This is a genomic window from Acidaminobacter sp. (genome assembly GCF_030247605.1).
Lineage (GTDB): Bacteria > Bacillota > Clostridia > Peptostreptococcales > Acidaminobacteraceae > Acidaminobacter.
Genome location: NZ_JAOTSB010000020.1, coordinates 1 through 23,124, shown reverse-complemented (window position 1 = coordinate 23,124; position 23,124 = coordinate 1). Strand labels below are relative to the sequence as shown.

25 protein-coding genes are annotated in these 23,124 nt (G+C 52.2%); 19 read left to right on the top strand and 6 right to left on the bottom strand.

Going from position 1 to position 23,124, the window contains the following annotated elements; genetic code table 11:
• Nucleotides 1-193: 193 nt before the first annotated feature.
• From OEL90_RS10200 to OEL90_RS10125, 16 genes are all read left to right on the top strand, one after another.
• The gene (locus OEL90_RS10200; RefSeq protein ID WP_291400095.1) at nucleotides 194-577 is read left to right on the top strand and encodes a DUF134 domain-containing protein; all 384 of its coding nucleotides are present in this window, start codon (nucleotides 194-196) and stop codon (nucleotides 575-577) included.
• Nucleotides 574-978 (top strand): iron-sulfur cluster assembly scaffold protein, encoded by a 405-nt coding sequence (locus OEL90_RS10195; RefSeq protein WP_330583694.1) that lies wholly within the window; start codon nucleotides 574-576, stop codon nucleotides 976-978. Before OEL90_RS10200 ends, OEL90_RS10195 begins: the two co-directional genes overlap by 4 nt.
• Before the next feature lie 11 nt (nucleotides 979-989).
• Nucleotides 990-1,364, top strand: coding sequence for a NifB/NifX family molybdenum-iron cluster-binding protein (locus OEL90_RS10190; protein WP_291400097.1), 375 nt, complete (start codon nucleotides 990-992; stop codon nucleotides 1,362-1,364).
• 1 nt (nucleotide 1,365) lies between these two features.
• Nucleotides 1,366-2,232 carry an ATP-binding protein gene (locus OEL90_RS10185; protein ID WP_300688355.1) on the top strand — a complete coding sequence of 289 codons (867 nt, stop codon included), beginning with the start codon at nucleotides 1,366-1,368 and terminating at the stop codon, nucleotides 2,230-2,232.
• Nucleotides 2,204-3,136: an ATP-binding protein gene (locus OEL90_RS10180; protein ID WP_300688352.1), complete on the top strand. Its 933-nt coding sequence runs from the start codon at nucleotides 2,204-2,206 to the stop codon at nucleotides 3,134-3,136. The genes OEL90_RS10185 and OEL90_RS10180 overlap by 29 nt, the downstream gene beginning before the upstream one ends.
• Before the next feature lie 343 nt (nucleotides 3,137-3,479).
• Nucleotides 3,480-4,307, top strand: coding sequence for an Mrp/NBP35 family ATP-binding protein (locus OEL90_RS10175; RefSeq protein ID WP_291400103.1), 828 nt, complete (start codon nucleotides 3,480-3,482; stop codon nucleotides 4,305-4,307).
• 73 nt (nucleotides 4,308-4,380) lie between these two features.
• Complete coding sequence (locus OEL90_RS10170; RefSeq protein WP_291400105.1) at nucleotides 4,381-5,934, top strand: glutamate synthase-related protein; 1,554 nt, start codon at nucleotides 4,381-4,383, stop codon at nucleotides 5,932-5,934.
• An 87-nt stretch (nucleotides 5,935-6,021) separates the two neighbouring features.
• On the top strand, nucleotides 6,022-6,396 hold the full coding sequence (locus OEL90_RS10165) for a NifB/NifX family molybdenum-iron cluster-binding protein (RefSeq protein ID WP_291400107.1): 375 nt from the start codon (nucleotides 6,022-6,024) through the stop codon (nucleotides 6,394-6,396).
• 25 nt (nucleotides 6,397-6,421) lie between these two features.
• Nucleotides 6,422-7,348, top strand: coding sequence for a radical SAM protein (locus tag OEL90_RS10160; RefSeq protein ID WP_300688346.1), 927 nt, complete (start codon nucleotides 6,422-6,424; stop codon nucleotides 7,346-7,348).
• A gap of 252 nt (nucleotides 7,349-7,600) precedes the next feature.
• Nucleotides 7,601-8,170, top strand: a complete 570-nt coding sequence (locus OEL90_RS10155; protein ID WP_300688343.1) for a complex I 24 kDa subunit family protein — start codon at nucleotides 7,601-7,603, stop codon at nucleotides 8,168-8,170.
• Nucleotides 8,163-9,530 carry a complex I 51 kDa subunit family protein gene (locus OEL90_RS10150; protein ID WP_300688341.1) on the top strand — a complete coding sequence of 456 codons (1,368 nt, stop codon included), beginning with the start codon at nucleotides 8,163-8,165 and terminating at the stop codon, nucleotides 9,528-9,530. Before OEL90_RS10155 ends, OEL90_RS10150 begins: the two co-directional genes overlap by 8 nt.
• A complete protein-coding gene (locus OEL90_RS10145) occupies nucleotides 9,527-11,266 on the top strand; it encodes an NADH-dependent [FeFe] hydrogenase, group A6 (RefSeq protein WP_291400115.1) in 1,740 nt (579 codons plus the stop codon). The genes OEL90_RS10150 and OEL90_RS10145 overlap by 4 nt, the downstream gene beginning before the upstream one ends.
• Nucleotides 11,267-11,540: 274 nt before the next feature.
• A complete protein-coding gene (locus OEL90_RS10140; protein WP_291400117.1) occupies nucleotides 11,541-11,933 on the top strand; it encodes a DUF5655 domain-containing protein in 393 nt (130 codons plus the stop codon).
• 176 nt (nucleotides 11,934-12,109) lie between these two features.
• Complete coding sequence (locus tag OEL90_RS10135; protein WP_300688337.1) at nucleotides 12,110-12,712, top strand: TetR/AcrR family transcriptional regulator; 603 nt, start codon at nucleotides 12,110-12,112, stop codon at nucleotides 12,710-12,712.
• 14 nt (nucleotides 12,713-12,726) lie between these two features.
• Nucleotides 12,727-13,131 carry an FMN-binding protein gene (locus tag OEL90_RS10130; protein WP_300688335.1) on the top strand — a complete coding sequence of 135 codons (405 nt, stop codon included), beginning with the start codon at nucleotides 12,727-12,729 and terminating at the stop codon, nucleotides 13,129-13,131.
• A 257-nt stretch (nucleotides 13,132-13,388) separates the two neighbouring features.
• Complete coding sequence (locus tag OEL90_RS10125) at nucleotides 13,389-14,117, top strand: HAD family hydrolase (protein ID WP_300688332.1); 729 nt, start codon at nucleotides 13,389-13,391, stop codon at nucleotides 14,115-14,117.
• 122 nt (nucleotides 14,118-14,239) lie between these two features.
• Here the strand turns inward: OEL90_RS10125 and OEL90_RS10120 are convergent, their stop codons facing one another.
• The 3 genes from OEL90_RS10120 to OEL90_RS10110 are packed head-to-tail and all read right to left on the bottom strand — an operon-like array spanning nucleotide 14,240 to nucleotide 17,225.
• Nucleotides 14,240-15,256: an electron transfer flavoprotein subunit alpha/FixB family protein gene (locus OEL90_RS10120; RefSeq protein ID WP_291400126.1), complete on the bottom strand. Its 1,017-nt coding sequence runs from the start codon at nucleotides 15,254-15,256 to the stop codon at nucleotides 14,240-14,242.
• 25 nt (nucleotides 15,257-15,281) lie between these two features.
• Nucleotides 15,282-16,073, bottom strand: coding sequence for an electron transfer flavoprotein subunit beta/FixA family protein (locus OEL90_RS10115; RefSeq protein WP_300688328.1), 792 nt, complete (start codon nucleotides 16,071-16,073; stop codon nucleotides 15,282-15,284).
• Nucleotides 16,074-16,085: 12 nt separating this feature from the next.
• Nucleotides 16,086-17,225 (bottom strand): acyl-CoA dehydrogenase, encoded by a 1,140-nt coding sequence (locus tag OEL90_RS10110; protein WP_291400130.1) that lies wholly within the window; start codon nucleotides 17,223-17,225, stop codon nucleotides 16,086-16,088.
• Between the two features lie 721 nt (nucleotides 17,226-17,946).
• Between OEL90_RS10110 and OEL90_RS10105 the strand changes: the two genes are divergently transcribed.
• Together OEL90_RS10105 and OEL90_RS10100 are read left to right on the top strand one after the other, a co-directional pair.
• Nucleotides 17,947-18,402 carry a Fur family transcriptional regulator gene (locus OEL90_RS10105; RefSeq protein WP_291400134.1) on the top strand — a complete coding sequence of 152 codons (456 nt, stop codon included), beginning with the start codon at nucleotides 17,947-17,949 and terminating at the stop codon, nucleotides 18,400-18,402.
• 34 nt (nucleotides 18,403-18,436) lie between these two features.
• Nucleotides 18,437-18,826: a YbaN family protein gene (locus tag OEL90_RS10100; protein ID WP_291400135.1), complete on the top strand. Its 390-nt coding sequence runs from the start codon at nucleotides 18,437-18,439 to the stop codon at nucleotides 18,824-18,826.
• 130 nt (nucleotides 18,827-18,956) lie between these two features.
• On the opposite strand, the gene OEL90_RS10095 is transcribed toward OEL90_RS10100, so the two are convergent.
• The 3 genes from OEL90_RS10095 to OEL90_RS10085 all read right to left on the bottom strand — a co-directional run bounded on the left by OEL90_RS10095 (nucleotide 18,957) and on the right by OEL90_RS10085 (nucleotide 22,025).
• Entirely contained in the window at nucleotides 18,957-20,120 is a 1,164-nt protein-coding gene (locus OEL90_RS10095; protein WP_291400138.1) for an amidohydrolase, read from the bottom strand.
• 31 nt (nucleotides 20,121-20,151) lie between these two features.
• Nucleotides 20,152-21,108 carry a ribokinase gene (gene rbsK, locus OEL90_RS10090; protein WP_291400140.1) on the bottom strand — a complete coding sequence of 319 codons (957 nt, stop codon included), beginning with the start codon at nucleotides 21,106-21,108 and terminating at the stop codon, nucleotides 20,152-20,154.
• A gap of 65 nt (nucleotides 21,109-21,173) precedes the next feature.
• On the bottom strand, nucleotides 21,174-22,025 hold the full coding sequence (locus tag OEL90_RS10085; protein ID WP_291400142.1) for a YitT family protein: 852 nt from the start codon (nucleotides 22,023-22,025) through the stop codon (nucleotides 21,174-21,176).
• Nucleotides 22,026-22,211: 186 nt separating this feature from the next.
• On the opposite strand from OEL90_RS10085, the gene OEL90_RS10080 reads away from it, so the two are divergent.
• Nucleotides 22,212-22,880 carry a GntR family transcriptional regulator gene (locus OEL90_RS10080; RefSeq protein WP_291400144.1) on the top strand — a complete coding sequence of 223 codons (669 nt, stop codon included), beginning with the start codon at nucleotides 22,212-22,214 and terminating at the stop codon, nucleotides 22,878-22,880.
• Nucleotides 22,881-23,124: the final 244 nt, after the last annotated feature.

Here is a 23,124-nt window from a genome sequence, read left to right as displayed (position 1 = left end):
TAGTGCGGGACAAGGCAGGTCGGGAATGTAGTTGATGTATAGTTGGTGGAGCAATGGCTTTCTAACTGGCATCAATTACATTCTTTTTTTGTTGCTGAATATTACTTATTATTATTGACATATGCCTAAAACGGAGTAAAATTAAAGTCGATAATGACATATGCCCATAATTTTCGCGAAAGGAGCACATTCAATGTCCAGACCAAGAAAATGGCGGCGCGTCTGTTGTTTACCAGAAAGCAATCTTTTCGGACCGTTAACGCCAAGTGAAGGTGAACCGGAAATAGTCTGCATGTCAGTTGAAGAGTACGAAGCCATTCGGCTGATTGATCTGGAAGGTCTGATGCAGGAAGCATGCGCGGAGAGAATGAACGTGGCCAGGACGACGGTTCAGAGAATTTACAACGAGGCCCGAAAGAAAATCGCGGAGTCGCTTGTCAATGGCAAGATCCTAAAGATAGAAGGCGGAGACTATAAACTTTGCGATGAGGAAGAGCCTATGTACGGGTGCGGCTGGTGCCGACGTGAGTTTGCAGCTCAACTTCAAGCCAAGATGAAAAGCGAGGGAGACGCGTGATTTATTCGCAGGAGGTGCTCTACCATTTTACCAATCCATGCAATGTTTACAGCATGGAGGATGCCGACGCTGTAGGGATCATAGGGGATCCGGATTGTGGAGACGCTTTGAAGATGTTCATTAAAGTCAAAGATAACCGCATCGAGGAAATTAGTTATCTCGTCTATGGCTGCTGCGCCGCCATAGCGACATCCAGCATGACCACAGAGCTCGCCAAGGGAAAGACGCTGGAGGAAGCTTTTTCAATAACTGAAGAGGACATTGCAAGCGCCTTGGGCGGACTTCCGGCCCACAAAATGCATTGCTCAAATCTCGGGGTCAGCGCCTTGAGAGAAGCTATTACAATTTATAGGATGACTCAAGAGCAGAAAATTAGTTTGAAAGACACGATTAATTTATAGGAGGCTTGTATATGAAAATTGCAATTCCGGTGGACGAAAACCATCCAGGCACAGCGGTCTGCGCATCCCTTGCCAGAGCACCATATTATTTAATAAAGGATACGGTGTCCAATGAATTGACTTTTATTGAAAACACTGCGGCAAACAGTCAGGGCGGGGCGGGCGTCAAAGCGGCCCAGCTCCTTGTAGACCAACAAATCGAAGCCCTTCTCACTCCAAGATGTGGACAGAACGCGGCGGAGGTTTTGACTGCAGCTAAAATGAAGATCTACAAAACTGAATATCCATCTGCAAAGGAAAACCTTACCGCCTTTAATTCAGGCCTTTTGGCAACGCTTAATGAATTCCACGCTGGCTTCCATGGTCATGGAGATGGGGGGCATTAGCATGAAAATCGCTGTGCTCAGCGGAAAAGGCGGCACAGGAAAAACCATGGTCTCCGTGAATCTGGCCGCCGCCGCGCAACGCGCCGCTTATCTGGATTGTGATGTGGAGGAGCCTAACGGCCACCTCTACTTTAAGCCGGAAAATCCGGTGGAGGAGCCCGTCAGTGTCAAGATCCCGAAGATAGACCACGACGCCTGCTCGGGCTGTCGTCAGTGCGTCGATTTCTGCAAGTTTAATGCACTTGCGTACATAAACAAAAAAGTCATGGTGTTTGACGATGTCTGCCACGCCTGTGGAGGCTGTGCGATCGTGTGTCCTGAACGGGCTATAAGTGAGTGGGATAAGACCATCGGCAAACTCTTGAGCGGTACCTCGGAAACGGTGGAGGTCCATTCTGGATTTTTGAAGCCGGGCCAGGCGTCTGGTGTGCCCATCATCAAAGAGGTGCTCGCAAAGGCGCCTGGAGATGGGACCCTGACGCTGATTGACTGCCCGCCTGGGAGCGCCTGCGTGGTCATGGAGAGCATCAAGGACGCGGACTATTGCCTGATGGTGGCGGAGCCGACCCTCTTTGGCGCCCACAACCTGGCGATGGTCCATGAGTTGGTGAGGTTGTTCGAAAAGCCTCACGGCGTGGTGCTGAATAAGTGTCTGGAAGATTCGCCGAATCCTTCAGAAGTATTCTGTATCGAACAGGGTATTCCTGTTCTGGGTGAGATCCCCTTTGATCTTGAGCTGGGTGCGATCAATTCAAACGGGGAAATTCTGGTTCGGGTTCAGGCCCACTATGCGGCGCTTTTCTCAGAGCTGCTGCTCAAAGTGAAGGAGGCGGCTGCGCGTGAAACAGCTCCTGATTCTCAGCGGTAAGGGCGGCACCGGCAAGACGACGGTGGCCAGCGCTTTCGTAGCGCTTTCAAAAGCCAAGGCGTTTGCCGATTGTGACGTCGACGCCCCCAACCTCCACCTGATCCTGCAGCACTCTGACGAACAGCCGGTGTTGACTCCGTACTATGGACTCCAGAAAGCCGTCATCGACACAGAGTCCTGCATAGAATGCGATCTCTGCAGGGAAAGCTGCCGCTTTGATGCCATAGAGAACCTTAAGGAAAAAGGCGGCTATGTGGTAGAGCCCTTTGCCTGTGAAGGCTGCAGTGTCTGTGAAGCGGTATGTCCGGTGGGGGCTGTAAGAATGCATCCGGCAGTTGCGGGGGAACTGAAGCTCTATAAAGAGGGCGCGGTATTTTCTACGGCCCAGCTCAAAATGGGAAGCGGGACTTCCGGCAAATTGGTGTCAGAAGTCAAAAAGCAGCTCAAGGAGGCGGTGCAGGTTTTGCCTGAGGCGGTTGACCTCGCTATTATTGACGGATCTCCAGGCATAGGATGCCCGGTCATTGCGTCCATCAGCGGCGTGGATCTGGTATTGATTGTGGCGGAGCCTTCAGTCTCCGGAGTGAGCGATATGAAGCGAATTATTGAGACAGCCCGTCAGTTTCAGACGGAAGTCGTGGTTTGCGTCAACAAATACGACACCAATCCGGGTCAGACCAGGGAAATTGAAAAGTTGTGCGAGACGCTGCAATTGCCGCTCGCGGGCTTGATTCCCTTCGATGGCATGGTGGTCGAAGCGACCAATCAAGGTCAGAGTGTGGTGGCGTTTCCATGTTCATCAGGCAAAGCCATCAAAGAGGTCTATGCCAAGGTGATGAAGCTTTTGTTTGAAGGCGTCCCAAAGCGGGTGACAGGATTTCACAATATACCGGTCGTAGATTAAAAAGGGCAGGGCAGACGGGAATTTGGACTTTGTAATATTACAGAATTATTACGGTGTCTGACACTCGGTTGAACTCGGTGTCAGACACTCAGTTGAACTCGGTGTCAGACACTCAGTTGAACTCGGTGTCAGACACTCAGTTGAACTCGGTGTCAGACACTCAGTTGAACTCGGTGTCAGACACTCAGTTGAACTCGGTGTCAGACACTCGGTTGAACTCGGTGTCAGACACTCAGTTGAACTTGGTGTCAGACACTCAGTTGAACTTGGTGTCAGACACTCAGTTGAACCCAGAACCTGTCCGCGTCACCAATATGAAATTACATTTTTAGGAGGAACTTAAATGAGCGAAACTTGCCAACTGGATTGCGGTTCGTGCAGCGCCGACTGCGCGGACAGAACAAAGAACCAAACGGACTTCACAGAGCAGCCCCACCACCTGAGCAATATCAAAAAGGTGATTGGTGTAGTCAGTGGCAAAGGAGGCGTAGGCAAGTCTCTGGTGACGTCACTGTTAGCTGTGACTATGAACCGACGTGGCCATCATACAGCCATCCTGGACGCCGACATCACCGGTCCGTCCATTCCAAAGTCGTTTGGTATCAAGAAAAAAGCGATCGGAACGGATACAGGCATTCTGCCAGTTAAAAGCGTGACAGGCATTGACATCATGTCGATCAACTTGCTGCTGGAAAACGATACCGACCCTGTTGTATGGCGCGGCCCGATCATCGCCGGCACAGTCAAGCAGTTCTGGACAGAAGTGATCTGGGAAGATGTGGACTATCTGTTCATCGACATGCCGCCGGGCACAGGGGATGTGCCGCTGACCGTCTTCCAATCCATCAAGGTCGATGGTATCATCATCGTTACCTCGCCGCAGGAGCTGGTGTCCATGATCGTCTCGAAAGCGGTCAAAATGGCGCAGATGATGAACATCCCAATCTATGGCATCGTCGAAAACATGTCCTACTTCAAATGCACGGACTGTGACAAAGAGCATAGAATCTTCGGGGAAAGCAATATAGAGAAGGTAGCGGCATCCCATGGCATAAAAGTGCTGGCGAAGCTCCCTATCGACACCAGGATCGCCGCATCCTGCGATGCAGGCATGATTGAGCTGATCCACGAAAATTATTTGGAAGAAATCGCGCCGCTGCTGGAAGCGTAGGGTATAAATCCGGTATAGGCTTACACAGCAAGAAGTCATCACAGGCCCACAACCTACATAAGGAGGCTTAACCATGTCCTTTAGCCCTTCACTAGGTACCACGGTCACCAACACCCGCATGCGCACCGAGGCTCACACCTCCCCATTTTCAGGCATGTGCGCCGTCTGCACCATGGATTGCCCCGGCAGCTGTGAGATTGGCCTTTCAGCCCTCAGGGGTCCGGAAGCCATTTATCCCTTCGCAGCAGATTCCAGTCAGTTCGCTTCGGAAAAGAATTATCCGTTAGACTTCTCCCACCTCAACATCAACGGCCGCGTATTCGGCGCCAGGGGGACCACTGAGGACTCGGACGCCGCCACTTATGCCAAGGTGAAGGTCGAGACGAGCATCGGCAAAAAGCATCCTTTAAAGCTGAGGCTGCCGATTGTCTTACCCGCCATGGCTAAGCTGAACTGGCAGGATTACTTTGCCGGCGCGGCAATGGCCGGCGTGCTGGTGGTCATAGGCGAGGACGTAGTGGCCAAGGACAAGGGTCTGGTTCTCGAAAACGGCCGTGTGAAGGCGGCGCCGCTGATCGCGGACATGGTCGGGGCGTTCCGGAAGTTCGAACGCGGCTACGGGGACATTGTCCTTCAGGCAAACGAAGACGACGAGCGCCTCGGAGTCCTGGACTACGCGCTGCAGCACCTCGGCGTCAAGTCGGTGGAGCTGAAGTTTGGCCAGGCGGCCAAGGGCATTCAGGGGCTTGGACTCCAGCGGACGCTGGAGGACGCGCTCAGGCTGAAAAACATGGGCTACCTCGTGTTCCCGGATCCGACGGATCCTGAGGTGGCCGCCCGTTTCAATGAAGGCAAAGGCCCGGTCTTTGAAAAGGTAGGCAGGCTGCCAATGTGGGACGAGGTTTCGCTGAAAAAGCGCATCGCTGAACTGCGGGCGCTGGGCGCAGAGCGGATCTGCTTCAAGACAGGGCCTTTTGATCCGGAAGACCTGGCGCGAATCCTGAGAATTGCCTCTGAAGAAGGGGTGGACCTGGTGACCCTGGACGGGGCCGGTGGCGGCACGGGCAACAGTCCTGTGAAGATGATGAATGAATGGGGCATCCCAACAGTGGTGCTCGAAAGCCTGGTTTACGAGATCCTTAAGACCATGGAAGAGAAAGGCTATGACCTGCCGCAGGTAGCCATTACCGGTGGATTTTCCATGGAGGATCACGTGTTCAAGGGTCTGGCTCTTGGGGCACCTTATGTCAGCCTGGTGGGCATAGGCCGGGCGGCCATGGCAGCGGCAATGACGGGCAAGCGCCTGGGTGAGCTGCTCAAGGAAGACAAACTGCCTCAGGACCTTTCGCGGTTTGGCGGTACTGTGGAAACGCTCTTCAGTGAGGTGAAGCCGCTGCGCGCCATTTACGGGGACGAGGCTGACGCCATGAGCACGGGGGCCATTGGGCTTTACTCGTACCTGGAGCGGATCTCGGCCGGTCTAAGACAGCTGATGGCTTTGAACCGCAAGTTTGATCTTTCTCACGTGGATCGACGGGACTTGGTGCCGCTCACACCCCTGGCTAAAGAGGTGACGGGACTCGAGGACTATTCAGACCTCATGCGGGGCGCTCTTGGTAAGCTCTAGAGAAAATTATCATGCCGATGGTCCCTTGACGGGCAATGTGGCGTTGGGTGACCATCGGCATAAAAAATTAGAAGGTGGAGGCGTTTTATGAAAATTGCAGTCGCAAGTGACAACGGTATGGTGGCAGGGCATTTTGGCCATTGCGAGAATTTCAATGTATTTCATGTTGAGGGCGAACAAGTGGTTAATCATGAGGTCGTGGCCAATCCAGGGCACAAGCCGGGATTTCTGCCGAACTTCCTGAACGACCTTGGCGTCAACGTCATCATTGCCGGCGGAATGGGCGGCGGTGCGGTCCAGATTTTCAATGAAAAAGGAATCGAGGTCGTTGTGGGAGTTCGCAACACTGCGAAAGAAGCGGCTGAGCTTTACCTGAAAGGCGAGCTCGAATCCACTGGCTCCATCTGCCACGAGCATCAGCATGCCCATGACCATGGCGAGCATGGGAATTGCGGTCATTAGAGACTTAACCAAAGCGAGGTGCGTCATGAAAACACCTGACTATGTCTATGGCCCGGTACCATCGAGACGGCTTGGATTGTCGCTGGGCGTCAGTCCAATTCCAAAGAAAACCTGCAATTACGCATGCGTGTACTGCCAGCTGGGCCGGACAGATCACATGACGAACACGAGGCAGAATTACTTCTCTGTAGAGGACATCCTGGATGAGGCGAAGGCTGTAATTGAAGGCGGTACTGCGTTTGACGTCATCACCATTGTGGGAGAAGGAGAGCCGACGCTCTATGCGGACCTGGGTAAATTGATACGCGGGTTGAAGCGGTTGAGTGAGAAGTCGGTAGCGGTGATTACCAATGGAGCGCTGCTTTATGACGAACGTGTGCAAGAGGCGCTGATGGGAGCGGATTTAGTACTGCCCTCCCTTGACGCTGCGGATGAGGGTGTGTTTAAACGGATCAATCGGCCGCATGGGTCTTTGAAGTTCGATCAGGTGATTGAAGGGCTGCGTGTGTTTTCTCAAAGATATAAAGGCCAGCTTTGGATTGAGATCATGCTCGTCAAAGGGATCAATGACGACGAGGCTGCTCTTTCGGGGTTTAAGGCCTTGCTTGAGACGCTGCGTTATGACCGGCTCTACATCAACACCGTGGTGCGCCCGCCGGCTGAGCCGGAGGTGGAGGCGGTTGACCCCGAGGTCATGGGGCGGGCTGTCGACATTTTGGGCGGGCTGCCAATCGACCTGCTGGAATCGAATGGTTTTCACAGCGATATTGAAGATGATCGCGAGGCGGTGCTCAGCATCATCAAGCGCCATCCCATGAACCAGTTTGAAATTGAGGCATTTTTGGAGCGACGGGGCTGCGACGAGGTAAAAGATGTTCTGAACGCGCTGCGCCGGGATCCTCTGGTGGCAACGGTCCTATACAAGGGCTATGAGACCTTTAGGATGAAGTGAAATTCATATGCCCTCTTCAAGCCTCCTTTGTTTTAGTCATGGTGAAGAGCCTCATGACTGGAAATAAGGGAGGCTTTTATGTTGTCCGTTTTTCAAACCAGCAATCTTGCTATGGGAAAGGCATTAGGTGTATAATTAACCTAATAAAGTTCATAATGTTCATAATGTAAATTATGTAAACAGCATTTCGATTTCTCACTTCCAGGTTTAGAATAGACAGCTGCAATTTTTAAATGAAAGCGAGGGCATTTTATGAACGCCTATGTGACGAACACATCCAATACACACCAAGGTTCAGACAGTCTGTACAAGCCTGCCCACACGACCATTCTTACGCCAGAGCTGATGGTTCAGATCGACAGCATCCTCGAGCGCTTCGCCAAGGATCCAACACGTCTCGTCGGCATGCTGCTCGACATTCAGGACATCACGCCAAAGCAGTACCTCCCAAAAGAAATAGCGGTTTATGTGGGTGAGAAACTCGACCTGCCCCTCAGCAGGGTCTACGATGTCATCTCATTTTACGAAGCGCTCTCGGACGTGCCGCGGGCGGATATTGTCATTCAGTTTTGTGACAGCGTTGTGTGCAAGGTGGTGGGAAGCCGCAGGCTAAAAGAGGCCTTGGAGGGCATCCTGGACATAAAAACCGGAGAAACGACAAAGGATGGAAAATACCATCTTGAGGCAGCGCCTTGCTTTGGGGCCTGTGACATATCTCCGGCAATCCGGGTCAACGGCGTCGTCTACGGGCCGTTGAAAACGGAAGAGGACGTCAGGGACGCCCTGGCCCGCTATGAGAAAGGGGGCGAAGCGCGTGCCTAATACGGTCAGTTTTATTACAGCGCATTTTGACAAGCACAATCCGGACGATCTTGCCAGCTGCCTTGCCATTGGCGGATTTGGCGGGTTGAAGCGCGCTCTGGGTCTGACCCCGGCGGAGCTCATTCAGATCATCACTGCGTCCGGCATTCAGGGGCGGGGCGGTGCCGCCTACAGCACCGGGATCAAGTGGCGTCAGGCCGCGGATGTCCCCGGAGATGACAAGGTCGTCATCTGCAACGCGGATGAAGGAGAACCCTGCACCTTCAAAGACAGGACCCTGATGGAAAAGGATCCCTTCAGGCTGCTGGAGGGCATGGCCATAGCAGGTTATGCGGTGGGCGCAAAACATGGCTATATCTATCTCAGGGAGGAATACCGCCATTTGAGGCCAAAGCTCCAAAAAGCCATAGACCAGGCAAGAACTAATCAGTGGTTAGGCAGCCACATCCAAGGCACAAACTTCAGCTTCGACATAACGCTCTATTCCGGCGCCGGGGCTTACGTCTGCGGCGAAGGCTCCACCCTTATTGAATCCATGGAGGGCAAAAGTGGGAGACCGCGGATCAAGCCTCCGTTTATAAAAGAATGCGGACTTTTTCAAAAGCCGACGCTGGTCAACAACGTAGAAACGCTGTCGGCTGCCGCGGCGATTCTGGATTTTGGCGCTGAGGAGTTCAAAGCTTACGGCACAGAGAAATCACCGGGAACGAAGCTGATCTCCCTGGCAGGCAATGTCAGGCGACCCGGCGCTTATGAGATCCCTTTTGGGATGACCTTGAGGGCCATTATTGAAACCATCGGCGGAGGTCTTGAAGAAGGACGGATACTCAGACTTGTACAGCTGGGCGGGGCTTCGGGGCGAATAGCACCTGCCTCGCTGCTGGACACGCCTTATACCTACGAGGACTTGGCCAAGGCCGGGCTCGACGTAGGCTCCGGCGGCATATTGGTGGTGGACGACCGCACTTCCGTGATTGAATTCCTTGAGTCCATCCAGGACTTTTTCATCCACGAAAGCTGCGGCAAATGCACGCCGTGCCGGGAAGGGAACCGGCAGATCGGGCGGATCATTGCCCGCTTTGCGGACGGCGCACCAAGGCCGGATGACCTGGAAACCGCTAAGCGCTTTGCGACCATTATGTCAAACTGCTCATTCTGCGGATTGGGCGAGACAGCTCAGAGCGCGCTGCTTTCGGCGATTCGGCATTTTCCAGAGGTGTTTGAGCTGGGCGCGTTCGGCGAGGGGGATGAGGCGGGTCTGAAGGCAAATGCAAATGTAAAGGCAAGTGCGGCTGGGGTGGCTGTGGGCGAAACCATCGGCAAACACAGCTTTAAGGGCGAAAGGGGGGAGCGGGCATGAAGGACATTCAACTGACCATTGACCATAAGACGATCCAGGTGCCAGAGGGGACGACGGTGCTGGAAGCGGCGAAGAAGGTCGCGGTCAACATTCCGCACCTCTGCTACCATCCGGACCAGGAGATCAAGGCCAACTGCAGGATCTGCGTCGTTGAGGTCAAGGGCAGCCGGAAGCTGTCTGCCGCCTGCTCGACCCGGGTCTGGGAAGGTATGGAGGTTCTGACCAACACAAGGAAAGTCAGGGACATGCAGCGGGGGATCCTGGAGCTGATGCTGGCCAACCACAACCAGGACTGCCTGAAATGCCACCGCAACGGGAACTGCGAGCTGCAGGACCTTTGCGAGCGGTTTAACATTTCGCGCACTCATTTGGAGGACGCAGTCGACGCGCTGCCTCTGGACAATACCAATCCGTCCCTGGTCAGGGACTCCAGCAAATGCATCAAGTGCGGTCGCTGTGTGGAGGCTTGCCAGAACGTTCAGGAGGTTCACGTCCTGACCCATTCCCACCGATCCACCCGGTTCAACATTGCGCCGGCCTACGAAATGCCGCTGGAGGACACCCTATGCGTCTTCTGTGGCCAGTGCGCGGCGGTGTGCCCGACCGGCGCCATTGTGGAAAAGGATGATACGGACCTGGTCTGGGAAGCCATTGAGGATCCTTCGAAACACGTCATTGTCCAGGTTGCCCCTGCGGTGCGCGTGGCCCTCGGGGACGCTTTTGGCCTGCCGAAGGGCGAAATTGTCACGGGCAAGACCGTGGCGGCGCTGAGGCGCCTGGGCTTTGACCAGGTTTTCGATACCAATTTCACCGCAGACCTCACCATTATGGAGGAGTCCCATGAGCTGCTGTCAAGGCTGTCCCAACTCTCCAAAGGAGAAAAGCCCGTTTTGCCGATGGTCACCTCGTGTTCTCCCGGATGGATCAATTACATCGAAGGTGTTTACGATGACTTGTTAGACCATCTGTCCACCTGCAAATCGCCGCAGCAGATGTTTGGGGCGCTGTCGAAGACCTATTATGCGGAGCTGAAGGGGCTGGCGCCATCGGATATTTTCACGGTGTCTGTTATGCCTTGTACCGCGAAAAAATATGAGGCGGCCAGGCCTGAAATGACTTCCGGCGGTGTTCGTGAGGTGGACGCGGTTTTAACGACCCGGGAGCTGGCGCGCATGATTGGCTCTGCCGGCATTGAGTTTGCTGAGATCGAGGAGGAAACCTTCGATACGCCATTTGGCATTGGTTCCGGAGCCGGCGCGATCTTTGGTGCTACCGGTGGCGTAACTGAGGCCGCGCTTCGCACAGCTTATGAAGTCGTGACCGGGGAGGAACTGTTGAGCCTCGAGTTCAAAGAGGTCAGAGGTCTTGAGGGGATCAAGGAAGCAGAAGTTGCGATTGGGGATGAGGTTGTCCTCAGGGTTGCCGTCGCCAATGGTCTTTCCAATGCCAAGACGCTGATGTTGCAGATTCGAAGGGGTGAGTCGCCTTATCACTTTATTGAGATTATGGCCTGTCCGGGCGGATGCCTGGGCGGCGGCGGACAGCCGATCCGCTCGACCAACGATGTCAGGGAGAAGCGTATGGACGCCCTTTACAAGATTGATGAAGCACAGCCAATCCGCAAGTCCCACAAGAATCCGGATGTCCTGAAGCTTTATGAAACCTGGCTGGGAGAGCCCCTGGGCCACAAGTCCCACGAGCTGCTGCACACCCATTATCACAGCAGGGGGAAGTAATGTGGGGAGTTGAAGGTTGGTGACGCGGACAGGTTTTAATCTGGGGACGCGGACAGGTTTTGACTTGGGGCGGACGGTAATGAAATTGTAATATTGATTTGCCTCCTCGCTGCGCCAGCAACCCGGGTACGCGGTTACAGTCTGCACGTCTGTTAGTTTTGCGAATGATGTAATCCTCAGCAGCCCGGCGATTAATGCGGGCTGCTTTTTTACGGCCTCGCAATGGGTATAATTAACGTACGCTGAATAAAACTTGCGGAAGGAGGCTAATTGAATGCAAGATGCTGAGACTACACCAACAACAAATGACATAGACGCGTTTTTCGCGGCGGATCCTTGTGTGCTGCCTCTTTATCAGGCGCTGGAACCCCTCCTTTATGCGCTGGGTGACGTAACGCGCAAGGTTCAAAAGACCCAAATCTCATTTTCCTCAGGCAAGAGCTTTGCCTACGTTTGGCTGCCAATCCACAAAGTCAAGGGACGTCCGGAGCACTATTTCATCCTGAGCTTAAGCCTGAACCACCAAGTTGTGAGCCCGCGAATCGTTGAATCTGTAGAGCCCTACCCTGGCCGATGGATGCATCACCTCATCCTCTCCGCGCAGGAAGACCTGGATGAAGAGCTTCTGGATTGGTTGAGGGAAGCTTATAACTTTGGGATGCGATAACATATGGGGATCCTATTCCGTCGCAGAAGATCAAGGACTGTTGCTAGCATTCAACTTGACAATTCGATTTTTTGTCCATATAATTAACAACGTTAATATTACATATTGTTGTTTACCTTCTGTTCGAATTTTTGAACGGCAGTGTAAATAATTGCCCGTGGAGGAGATGAAACCACTTGCACCCTGAGGAACGTCAAGAAATCAAAAAGAAGCGCATGAAAAACTACTTCCTTGAAGCCGCGATTGCAGCCGTAAAAAATGAGGGGGCTGACCAGCTGACGGTCCGTAAAGTCGCTGATGCGGCAGGTTATTCTTATGCGACAATCTACAATTATTTCAAAGATCTAAATGCGTTATTGTGGGAGACGCGGCAGCTCATGATCCAGGAGCTCGTTGAAGCCGTTAAGTCAAAGATGTCATCACCGGTTAAAAATAAGGAAGATATCAAGAAAGTATTTAAACTGTATATGGGTTACTTCTTTGAACATCCGGAGGTCTTTAGATTTTTCTATTTTTATCCTTTGACCAAACCTGATGTTGAATCCATTGGAGGCTCGGAAGATCAAAGTCATGATCCGGATTTTTCTTCTATGTGGTCGGAAACCTTTGGCGCTTTTGTTCAAAATGGCATTCTAAAACCGGAAGACGTTGAGATTGTGGCAAAGCTGATGATCTATTCCGTACAGGGACTGCTGACACTGCGCTTTTCAAGCGCCGGGGATATGACAGAAGATCAAGCCTATCAAGATTTGGAGAAAATTGTGGATCATTTGTTGTAGAGGAGAGGGATGAAGTGTCTAAAAAGAAAAAACTGCTCATTGGGATTTTGATAGTGCTGGTGTTGATTTTCCTGGCTGCGCAGGTGGTTATGAAAAAAATTGAGAGCAATTTGAATGGGCTTATGGCGTTGGAACTGGCGGATATTGATCTGGATCAGACAAAGGATGGCGTCTTTACAGGCAGTCATTCTGCGCTTCCAGTGGAAGCCGAAGTTCAAGTTGAGCTTAAAAATCATAAAATTGTTTCGATTGAGTTGATCGAGCACAAGCACGGCCAGGGGGCAAATGCTGAAATTTTGCCTGAGATTGTTTTGCAGGCGCAATCTCTCGACGTCGATTTGGTAGTGGGCGCTTCTTACAGCAGCAAGGTGATTTTGAAGGCAATCGAAGACGCGCTGATGCAAGCAGCTGAGCAGTAAAAAACAAATTGTAGTGAATTGTGTGAAGCTCTGGCACCGAGATGAACTCGGTGACAGGTACCGAACTTGACTTGGTGACAGGCACCAAACTTAACTCAGTGACAGGCACCGAACTGAACTTTGGGACAGAGCTAAGGCGCAATAATTCCCATATTGTCACCATGCCTTAACTACCTTTTTCAATTCGATTATGGTAAACTTTGAAAGGTAAACTTTCTAGCTAAGCGCAAGCGCTTGAGAAATGGGGTTATGGCGTTATGAATACCGTATTATTCGATTTGGACGGGACTTTGCTTCCCTTGGATCAGGATCAATTTCTGGAAACTTATTTTGGACTAATGGGCAAGATGATGGCATCCAGGGGCATAGAGCCTAAACCGCTTTTCAAAGCGATCTGGACCGGTACGGAAGCCATGGTCAGAAACGACGGTCCCATGACCAATGAGGAAAAGTTCTGGCGTGTGTTCGACAACGTCTACGAGGGTGATGCCAATGCCCTGAGACCTCTGCTTGAAGAATTTTATATGACGGAATTCGATAAAGCTAAAGTAGTCGCCAGCCAAAATCCCTTGGCCCGCGAATGCGTCGACCTGCTAAAGCGCAAAGGCTATACCCTGGCTCTGACCACCAATCCGCTTTTTCCTGCCATAGCGACGCATTTTAGAATTCAGTGGGCGGGTTTAAAACCAGAGGACTTTTCGCTGGTGACCACCTACGAGAATTGCAGCCATTGTAAGCCAAACCTGGATTATTACAGAGACGTCTTAAAGGCCCTCAAAAAAGAGCCGCAAGAATGCCTGATGGTTGGCAATGATGCCAAAGAAGACCTGTGCGTTGCGGATCTGGGTATGGACACCTTCCTGTTGACGGATCACCTGATTCACAAAGGGGAGGAAGATCTGTCCCATCACAGACAGGGCAACTTCGAAACTTTAAAGACATGGATTGAAGAATTGCCGGACTTGACAGCAAAATCGACACGGTAAGTTGGGTGACACTAAAATAAAAAGGCGTCAGGAAAATGGTTTGCTGAAAACCGTTTTCCTGACGCCTTACCTTTTAATCCGTACTGCTTATGTCCTAATGCTAACGCCCATCGGCTTATGCCCTACTGCGCGTTTCTATTCCCAAGCTCCGGCAAAATCCGGATCAGCTCGGGGATGATCTTATGGACATCCCCAACTATGCTGAGATCCGCGGCGTCAAAAATAGGCGCGCCTTCATCTTTGTTGATTGCCACTATAAACTCAGACTCCTCCATGCCCGCAAGGTGCTGAATAGCGCCTGAAATACCGCAGGCAATATACAGGTCAGGGCGCACCGTCTTTCCGGTCTGGCCGACCTGGTGGTTTCGATCGATCCAGCCGGCATCCACCGCAGCCCTGGAAGCAGACACGGTGCCGCCCAGCTTGTCCGCCAGGGACTCCAGAATCGGGAACGCTTCCGGCGAGCCAATGCCGCGACCGCCGGAGATCAGAATCGTCGCATCCTCAATATTGACCTTTTTCTTGCTCGCCTTAACGACCTCGAGCACTTCCACGTGCTGATCCTCCGGCGAGAACGCGATCTCAAAATTCCTGCAGACGCCAATTCGACCAATAACCGGTTCCGCCATCTGCATGACACCGGGACGCACCGTCGACATTTGCGGACGGTGGTTTGGACAAATAATCGTCGCCATGATGTTGCCCCCAAACGCCGGCCGCGTCATCAGAAGATTTCGGCTTTCAAGGTCGACCTCCAGCTTCGTGCAGTCCGCGGTGAGGCCGGTATCCAGCCGCGAAGAAACCCTAGGTGCCAGGTCTCTGCCGATGGTCGTTGCCCCAAACAGGACAATCTCCGGCTTGTGGGCGCGTATGACTTCTGTGAGCGCTTTGGTATAAGGCTCCGTGGTGTAAGGTTCAAGGATTGGATGCTCGACGAGGATGACCTCATCGCAGCCCAGTTCGATGAGCGAATGAACAGGGTGGGTCAGACCCGCTGTGAGAACGGCGGCTTTTAGGCGGGCTCCGAGCTCATCGGCAATCTCTCTGCCTTTGGAAATGAGTTCGAGGGACACCTTTTGGACGTGGCCTTCACGCTGCTCGACAAAGACCATGACATCAGAATAATTTTGGATTTCCATGCTATACCTCCTGATCGAATCAGCGTTATTCTACAATGAAGCGTTCTTTGAGCGCGTCCAGAATGAGTCTGGCGGCTGCGTCCGGCTCGGTGTTGAATTTCTTGCCCGGGGCCTTCGGCGCTTTGGTAAAGGACTTTCTGACCTTGGTTGGCGAGCCCTTGAGACCGGCGTGGTCCGGGTTCATGTCCAGTTGGTCCAGGGTCCAGGTTTCGACTTGCTTTTCATTATAAGCGGCCATTATGCCCCCAACGGACATGTAGCGCGGCGTGTTCATCTCTGCCAGGGTTGTGATCAGGCAAGGGAACTTGACGCGGATGCGGTGATAGCCTTCCTCGAAAATGCGCTTGACTATGATGGAAGCTTGGCCAGCCTCGACCTCGAGGTCCTCCACGTAGCTGACCTGAGGGATGCTGAGCTTTTCTGCGATTTGAGGGCCGACTTGAGCTGTGTCACCATCGATGGCCTGGCGGCCGGCGATGATGAGATCGTAATCCATCTTGCGGATGGCACTGGCGAGCGTCAGGGACGTCGCCCAGGTATCCGCTCCGGCGAAACGGCGATCTGTCAGGAGGATAGCGCGGTCCGCGCCCATAGCCAGGGCTTCCCGCAGGGCCTTGTCGGCCTGCGGCGGTCCCATGGTGAGGACGGTGACGTGAGCGCCATACTGATCTTTCAGGCAAAGGGCGGCTTCGAGGCCGGCTTTGTCGTCGTGGTTGATGATGGACGGAATACCGTCGCGGATCAGCGTCCCGGTGACGGGATCCAGCTTGACCTCATTGGTATCCGGAACTTGCTTCATGCATACGATTATCTTCATGGGACAGGCCTCCTATTTCAGCATTGCGCTCGAAATGACCATTTTCTGGACCTCCGAGGTGCCTTCGTAGATTTCAGTGATCTTCGCGTCGCGCATCATGCGCTCAATGCCGTATTCCCGGGTGTAGCCATAGCCGCCGTGCAGCTGGACTGCTTTGGTGGTGACTTCCATGGCGACCTCTGACGCGTAGAGCTTGGCCATGGCGGCTTCGGTGGCGTAGGACGCGCCGGCTTCCTTCAGGGTGGCGGCACGGTAGACCAGGAGACGGGCAGCGTCGACTTTCGTCTGCATACCGGCGAGCTCGAACTGGGTGTTTTGGAAGGCTGAAATTGGCCTGTTGAACTGCTTACGCTCTTTCACATATTTGACAGTCTCGTCAATGGCGCCCTGAGCAATGCCAAGGGCTTGAGCAGCGATGCCTATACGGCCGCCGTCCAGCGTTTTCATGGCGATTTTGAAACCCTGGCCTTCTTTGCCGAGCAAATTTTCTTTTGGCACTATGCAGTTTTCGAAGATGAGCTCGCAGGTAGACGAACCGCGAATGCCCATCTTTTTCTCTTTTTTGCCGATGGAAAAGCCCGGGAAACCGCGCTCCACAATGAAGGCCGAGATCCCTCTGGTGCCTGCGGCTTTGTCTGTCATGGCCATGACAATATAGGTGTCCGCATGACCGGCGTTCGTGATAAAGATTTTGCTGCCATTCAGGACGTAGTGGTCACCTTGGAGGACCGCTTTAGTCTGCTGGGCGCTGGCATCAGTTCCAGCGTTGGCTTCTGTGAGGCCGAAAGCGCCAATTTTTTCGCCTTTGGCAAGAGGCGGGAGATACTTTAGCTTTTGCGCTTCAGTACCAAACTCGTAGATAGGTGCAGCGCAAAGGCTGGTGTGAGCGCTGACAATGACACCGGTGGTGCCGCAGGCTTTTGAGAGCTCTTCGACCGCCATGGCATAGGCCAGGTTTCCTGCGCCGCTGCCGCCGAGTTCCTTCGGAAAAGGGATCCCCATGAAGCCGTAGCGTGCAAGCTTTTCGACGGTTTCCACCGGGAAGCGCTCTTCCTCATCGATTTCCTCTGCGAGAGGTTTGACCTCCTGAACTGTGAAGCTGCGATACAGTTCGCGAAGCATTTCGTGTTCTTTTGACAAAGAGAAGTTCATAACAACCTCCTAAAGTTGTTAATAGATTCACAAAAAGTATCAAAAAAATTTCAATCATTTTTGTAAAACCTACTAACGGATTGGTATTCCAACGCCATTATATAATAATTGAAGTGTTAATTGAAGGGGATTGAAAGCAGAGCAACACTTCTTGATAGGTGGTGATTAAAGATCATTTAATTTGAGTTTTTTTGATTTTAATTTAACAAAGAGCAGTTTCGCTTTATGGAATTATGACAAAGAAGGAATTTTTGTTTTGGTGTCTGACCCCAAACTATTGAATGTCGTTAAATGGATTGTAAGTTGAGCTGAAGCCATGCCCGGCAAGTGCCGGGCATGGCTTTTTAATGGAAGGGGACGCGGACGAAGTGGGAGTTGATGACGCGGACAGGTTTTGGGTTGGGGACGGACAGAAATGTCTTTGTAATACAAGCGTTCATTTTTACGTCAGTGAGAATTGTTATCTGAAGCTCCGGTACAATTTTCATTTCTGTCCGCGTCACCAAAGTTGAAGCTGTCCGCGTCACCAAAGTTGAAGTCGTCCGCGTCCCCCACCTTTACCGACCATTTCGCCAATCTTGACGCTCATTTCGAATGAGAGTACAATAACTTATAATCATTATAAAACCAGAAAATATCTACACCGGTTCAGTATAGCGGTTTCTTTCGTTAGGCTAAGGTTTCAAGGAGAAGATCATCCTAAGAGAAAGCTGGGAATCCAATGAAAGCCACGAAAAAGCAAACAGATGGCTACGCGCATGAACCCCCAACCGTCCAGCAGCTCACCACTATGCTTTCAGTCCACAAAGTCCGCCCATCACAGCAGCGGCTTATGATCCTGGAATATTTGCTGACCCACCACAATCATCCTTCCGTAGATATGATTTATAACGAATTGCTGATTAAAGTGCCAACGCTGTCCAGAGCTACCGTTTACAACACCTTGAATCTGTTTCTAAAAGCAGGGCTCGTCAGAGTGCTGGATATCGTGGAAAATGAAGCGCGGTATGATATCCTTACCGACTTTCACGGGCACTTTAAATGCAACACCTGTGGCGAGATCTTCAACTTTCGCGTCATTGATGAGGCACTTGTATCGGAAGAGTTAAAGGGCTTTGGCATTGACGACAAGAATGTCTATTTCAAAGGGACTTGCCCAAAATGTCTGAAAAAGTAAAAAGGCGTTTAATCCACATTTTGGAGGTGAACAGGTGTCGAGCAGACTAAAAAAACATTTGCTGATCTTGGCCGGCAGTCTTGCCCTGATTCTCGGAATCATTGGCGTCGTATTACCCGTCCTGCCTACGACCCCTTTTTTGCTTCTGGCCTCCTATTGTTACATGCGCAGCTCAAAGCGCCTGTACGACTGGCTGATGAACCATAAAATCCTGGGCCCATACCTCTATGACTACATCACGTACAGAGGCGTCAGACGCAAGGCCAGAACCGCGGCTTTATCCATGCTGTGGCTGACCCTAAGCATCTCCATGATCCTGGTGGATCACTTTCACATCAGGCTCCTTCTCGTTTTTATAGGCGTCGCCGTGAGCATACACTTGTTTACACTGAAGACAATCGAAAGCGAGCAGCCGGCAGATTAAAGATCTAGGTTTCCAAAATGAATAAGCCACCACAATTGCCCATAATTTATTGGGCACCTGTGGTGGCTTTAGTTTTACCCGCCTAAACCATTAAACCATTAAACCGTTAAACCGTTAAAACGTTAAATCATTAAGCCTTTAAAAAATCCAGCGCAAACTGCGCGTACAGCCCGGCGGAAATGCCCAGGGCATCCTCGTCAATATCGAATTTCGGATGATGGTGCGGGAAGTGCTCGAGCTTCTCGGTATTTTTCGAGCCCACAAAGGCAAAAACGGCAGGCGCATATTTTGCATAAAAGGAAAAGTCCTCGCCCCCTGTATTCTGAGGCACACTCTGCCGCGCCTCCGGACCAAACAGGGCATCCACCGACCGGGCAGCGATCTCAGACAACCCCGGATCGTTAATTGTAGGAATGACCAGCTGCTCATAATCCAGCTTAGCCTCAGCCCGAAAAGAGTGCGCGATGCTCTCCGAAATTCGCCGAATCTGCCCCTCAAAAGCGTCGTTGACTTCATGGCTGAAGCAGCGCGTCGTCCCCTCGAGGAACGCTTCCGCAGCTATGACATTAAACCGCGACCCTGCAGTGATTTTGCCGATGGTCACCACCGCCGGATCCAGCGGATTGATCTCCCTGCTGACAATGGTCTGCAGATTCAGAAGGATGGAAGCCCCAACCACAGCAGCATCCACTGTCTGATGCGGCATGGCCCCGTGGCCGCCCTTGCCGGTGACGTGAATCTTGAAGATCCCTGCAGAAGCCATTCTGGGACCGGGCTCTACGGAAATTCTGCCCACTTCCGCATCATTCCACAAGTGGAGACCAAAGATAGCATCCACATCCTCCAGAGCCCCGGCATCAATCATAGCGAGAGCCCCTTTGGCGGTTTCCTCACCGGGTTGAAAGATCAATTTTACGGTGCCTTCAAAATCATTTTTGAGATCCTTGAGGATCTGGGCGGCGCCGAGCAGGCTGGCAGTGTGGCCGTCGTGGCCGCAGCCGTGCATGAGGCCATCAGTTTGAGATTTGTATGGGACAGCATTATCTTCCTGCAGCTCCAGAGCATCCATGTCAGCCCGCAGCGCCACGGTCTTGCCTGGCAGTGCGCCCCGAATCCAGCCAATAACACCGGTACCGCCAGCTTCCCGGCATTCTATGCCCATGGCGGCAAGCTCCTCCATGACGCGCTTCTGTGTTCGCAATTCCTTCATGCTGGGCTCCGGATGTTGGTGGAATTCTCTGCGCATGGCAATGGTGTAATCTTTGTATTCTTTAATCAACATTTTCACAGACATCTGAAAGTCCTCCTGACCACTTTGGATTATTTTACTTGCCCCTCAATTCCCATTCAAATGGGATGGAGACTTGCGCTCCCGGGCGGGTGACAGTTATGCCGGCAGCCTCTACCGCCAGTTCGACCGCTTTCTCCAGGCCAACCGACTGCCAAAATGCCGCAAAGGCACCGGCAAACGTATCTCCTGCAGCAGTCGTATCCACTGCAGAGACCTTAACGGCGGGAATGTGGCCGGATCGACCCTCGCCGCTGTAATAAACCCCGTCAGCCCCCATAGTCATGAGAACAATAGGAAAGCCCAGCTCGACCAAAGCCTTCATAACATCGCCAGGTGAAAAAACCATACCAGACAGCTTTGAAGGGGATGCGCCGGTGACTTTACCCGACTCGTGAAACTCAGGCGCACGTCCGCTGAGCTGCAGGCCTTCAATCTCGTTGACCACCAGCACATCGACAAGTTGAAGCAGCGACTCAGGCAGCGTCTGATAGGGTGCCGGATTGAGGATGACTTTTTTACCGTAGGAATGGGCGAGCTGCGCCGCACGAAGAACAGTGTCCGTAGGCAGCTCAAGCTGGAGGACCACCAGGTCGCAGGCTGAGAACGCGTCCGCCGCCAGGTCGAGGTCAGAAGGCTGGACTCCGCCGTTGGCGCCGGGGATGACGGTGATGGTATTATGACCATCGGCAGAAACCGTGATCACAGCGACGCCGGTTGGAAGGTCAGGCAGCGTTTGGACACCCTGAACGTCAACCCCATCCCGGGACAAACCCTCCAGCAGTCGCCTGCCGTAATCGTCCTGACCCACCGCGCCGACCATGGCCACAGAGGCCCCCATCCGCGCCGCAGCCACCGCCTGATTGGCGCCCTTGCCGCCGGAATAAGTGTCAAAGCGCTTTCCCGTCACGGTCTCCCCAAGCCGGGGAAGATGTTCCACCGTGGCCACCAGATCCATATTAAGACTGCCCACGACCAGTATTTTTGATCTCATTAGCCTCTGTCCTTTCGGTTAAGTGGAGGGCGTCAAAGTTATCCGGCGTTCGCGCTCACAGGGCGCTAATGCAATAAACTCTTAAAGCCCTCTCCAAGCGTCTCGTGAATTTTGCTGACGGAAATGAATGCCCGCTGATCCACCGACTTGATGTAATTTCTGAGCCGGATAAATTCCTTGCGGTCCACAATAGTCATGATGATCTCCTTTGACTCATTGGTATAGGCACCTCTGGCCTGATACAGCGTCGCGCCGCGTCCCAGGTCGTCCATGATGAACCGCGTAATCTGATCCACCTCGGTGGCAATGATCGTCACCTGTTTGTTGGTCTCCAGGCCCTCGATCACCGCGTCGATCACAAAGCCGTTGATGATGACTGCCAGCAGCGCATAGAGGCCGCTCTGAATGCCAAAGGTGACGCCTGCGGCAGAGACAATGAGAAAGTCCGCCATAAGAAGACCTTTGCCGATGGCGATCTGAAAATACTTATTGAGGATTTTGGCAATGATGTCCGTCCCACCCGTTGAGGCGTTGTTGAGGAAGACAATGCCCATGCCGCCGCCCGCCAGCATGATCCCGTAGATCATTTCCAGCAGGATGTCTCCGGTCAGCGGTTCGGTGAGGGGGAAGAGGGATTCAAACAACCAGATCATGCCTGAAAGCATCAGACTGGAGTAAATGGTTCGAACGCCAAAGTCCTTGCCAATAAAAATAATCCCAATGATAAACAGGATCACGTTCATCATCATCATAAAGGCGCCAATTGGGATCTCTGGCAGATAGTAATTGATGACCATGGCCAGGCCGCTGACGCCGCCGGCGGCGACATTGTTGGGCACCAGGAAGAAATAGATGCCCGCTGCAACCATGGCTAGACCAAGGTTGATAAGGAAAAATTCTTTAATGTTCTTTTTCAAGTTTAGGTGCCTCCTTGGAAACGCTGATGATTTGCTCATAATGTTACCACGTTCTTCAGTGTGCGTAAATGGGGCTTCAGGGGAGAGGCATTTCTGGTATACTTAAAACAAAAACATAGGTTGCGGCTTGACTTTGGGAATGGCAAAAGTTGAAAGCTAGATTAGTCCGCTGAAAGGGTTGTTGACATGGCACTCGATCTGAAGAAAAAAGGCAAGACCTATCAAAATCTGCCGGCGATCATAGCCGAGGAGCTCAGGGAATCCATCCTGAATGGCGAGATTGAAGCAGGTACTCAGATGAAACAGGAGGAGATCGCCAGACGTTTTGACAGCAGTCTGATTCCGGTACGGGAAGCACTCAGAAACCTGGAGACGGAAGGTCTGGTCACTTTTTACCCCAATAAAGGCGCTTTTGTCAGCGAACTTTCGAGCGAGCGGGCCAGAGAGGTTTTCGAGACCCGGATCCTGATAGAAAAGGGCGCCTTAGCCATGTCCATCCCCAGGCTGACTAAAAAGGATTTTAAAGCAGCTGCCCAGCTCATTGAGCAGCTGGACCGGGCAGAGACGGGGAAAGCCCTGAGCAGGCTCAATCTGGAACTTCACAAGGTGCTTTACGGACGCTGCGGCAATACTTTTTTGCTGGAGCTGATCAAAACGCTGCACTATCAGGTGGAGCGGTACATGCGCCGGTATTTGATTGAGCATCTCAACAATGATCTCTCCCAGGAATTCCACCGGCGGATTCTCAGCGCGGCTGAGGAAAAAAATATGGATCAGGCCTGCTTTGATCTGGAACAGCACATGCGGATGGCCATGACCTCACTGATTGACGCGTTGAAACGGGAAGAGCTTTAGCGTATTCAAGCAGTAAGACACAAGCTGGGAAAAGTTTGAAATTGGGGTTAAAATTTGTGTTGCGCAGAGCAGCCCTTTAGATTGACTGAAAATGAAATGACTATTATAATGTAATCAAGATTATATATTATAAAATATAAAATATAAAGCTTGAAGATAATGTGCTCCGAACATTGGAAATGCTGTATATCAGGAGGCTAAAATCATGAATGTGACCAAGAGAATTGAAAAATTCAGACAGTCT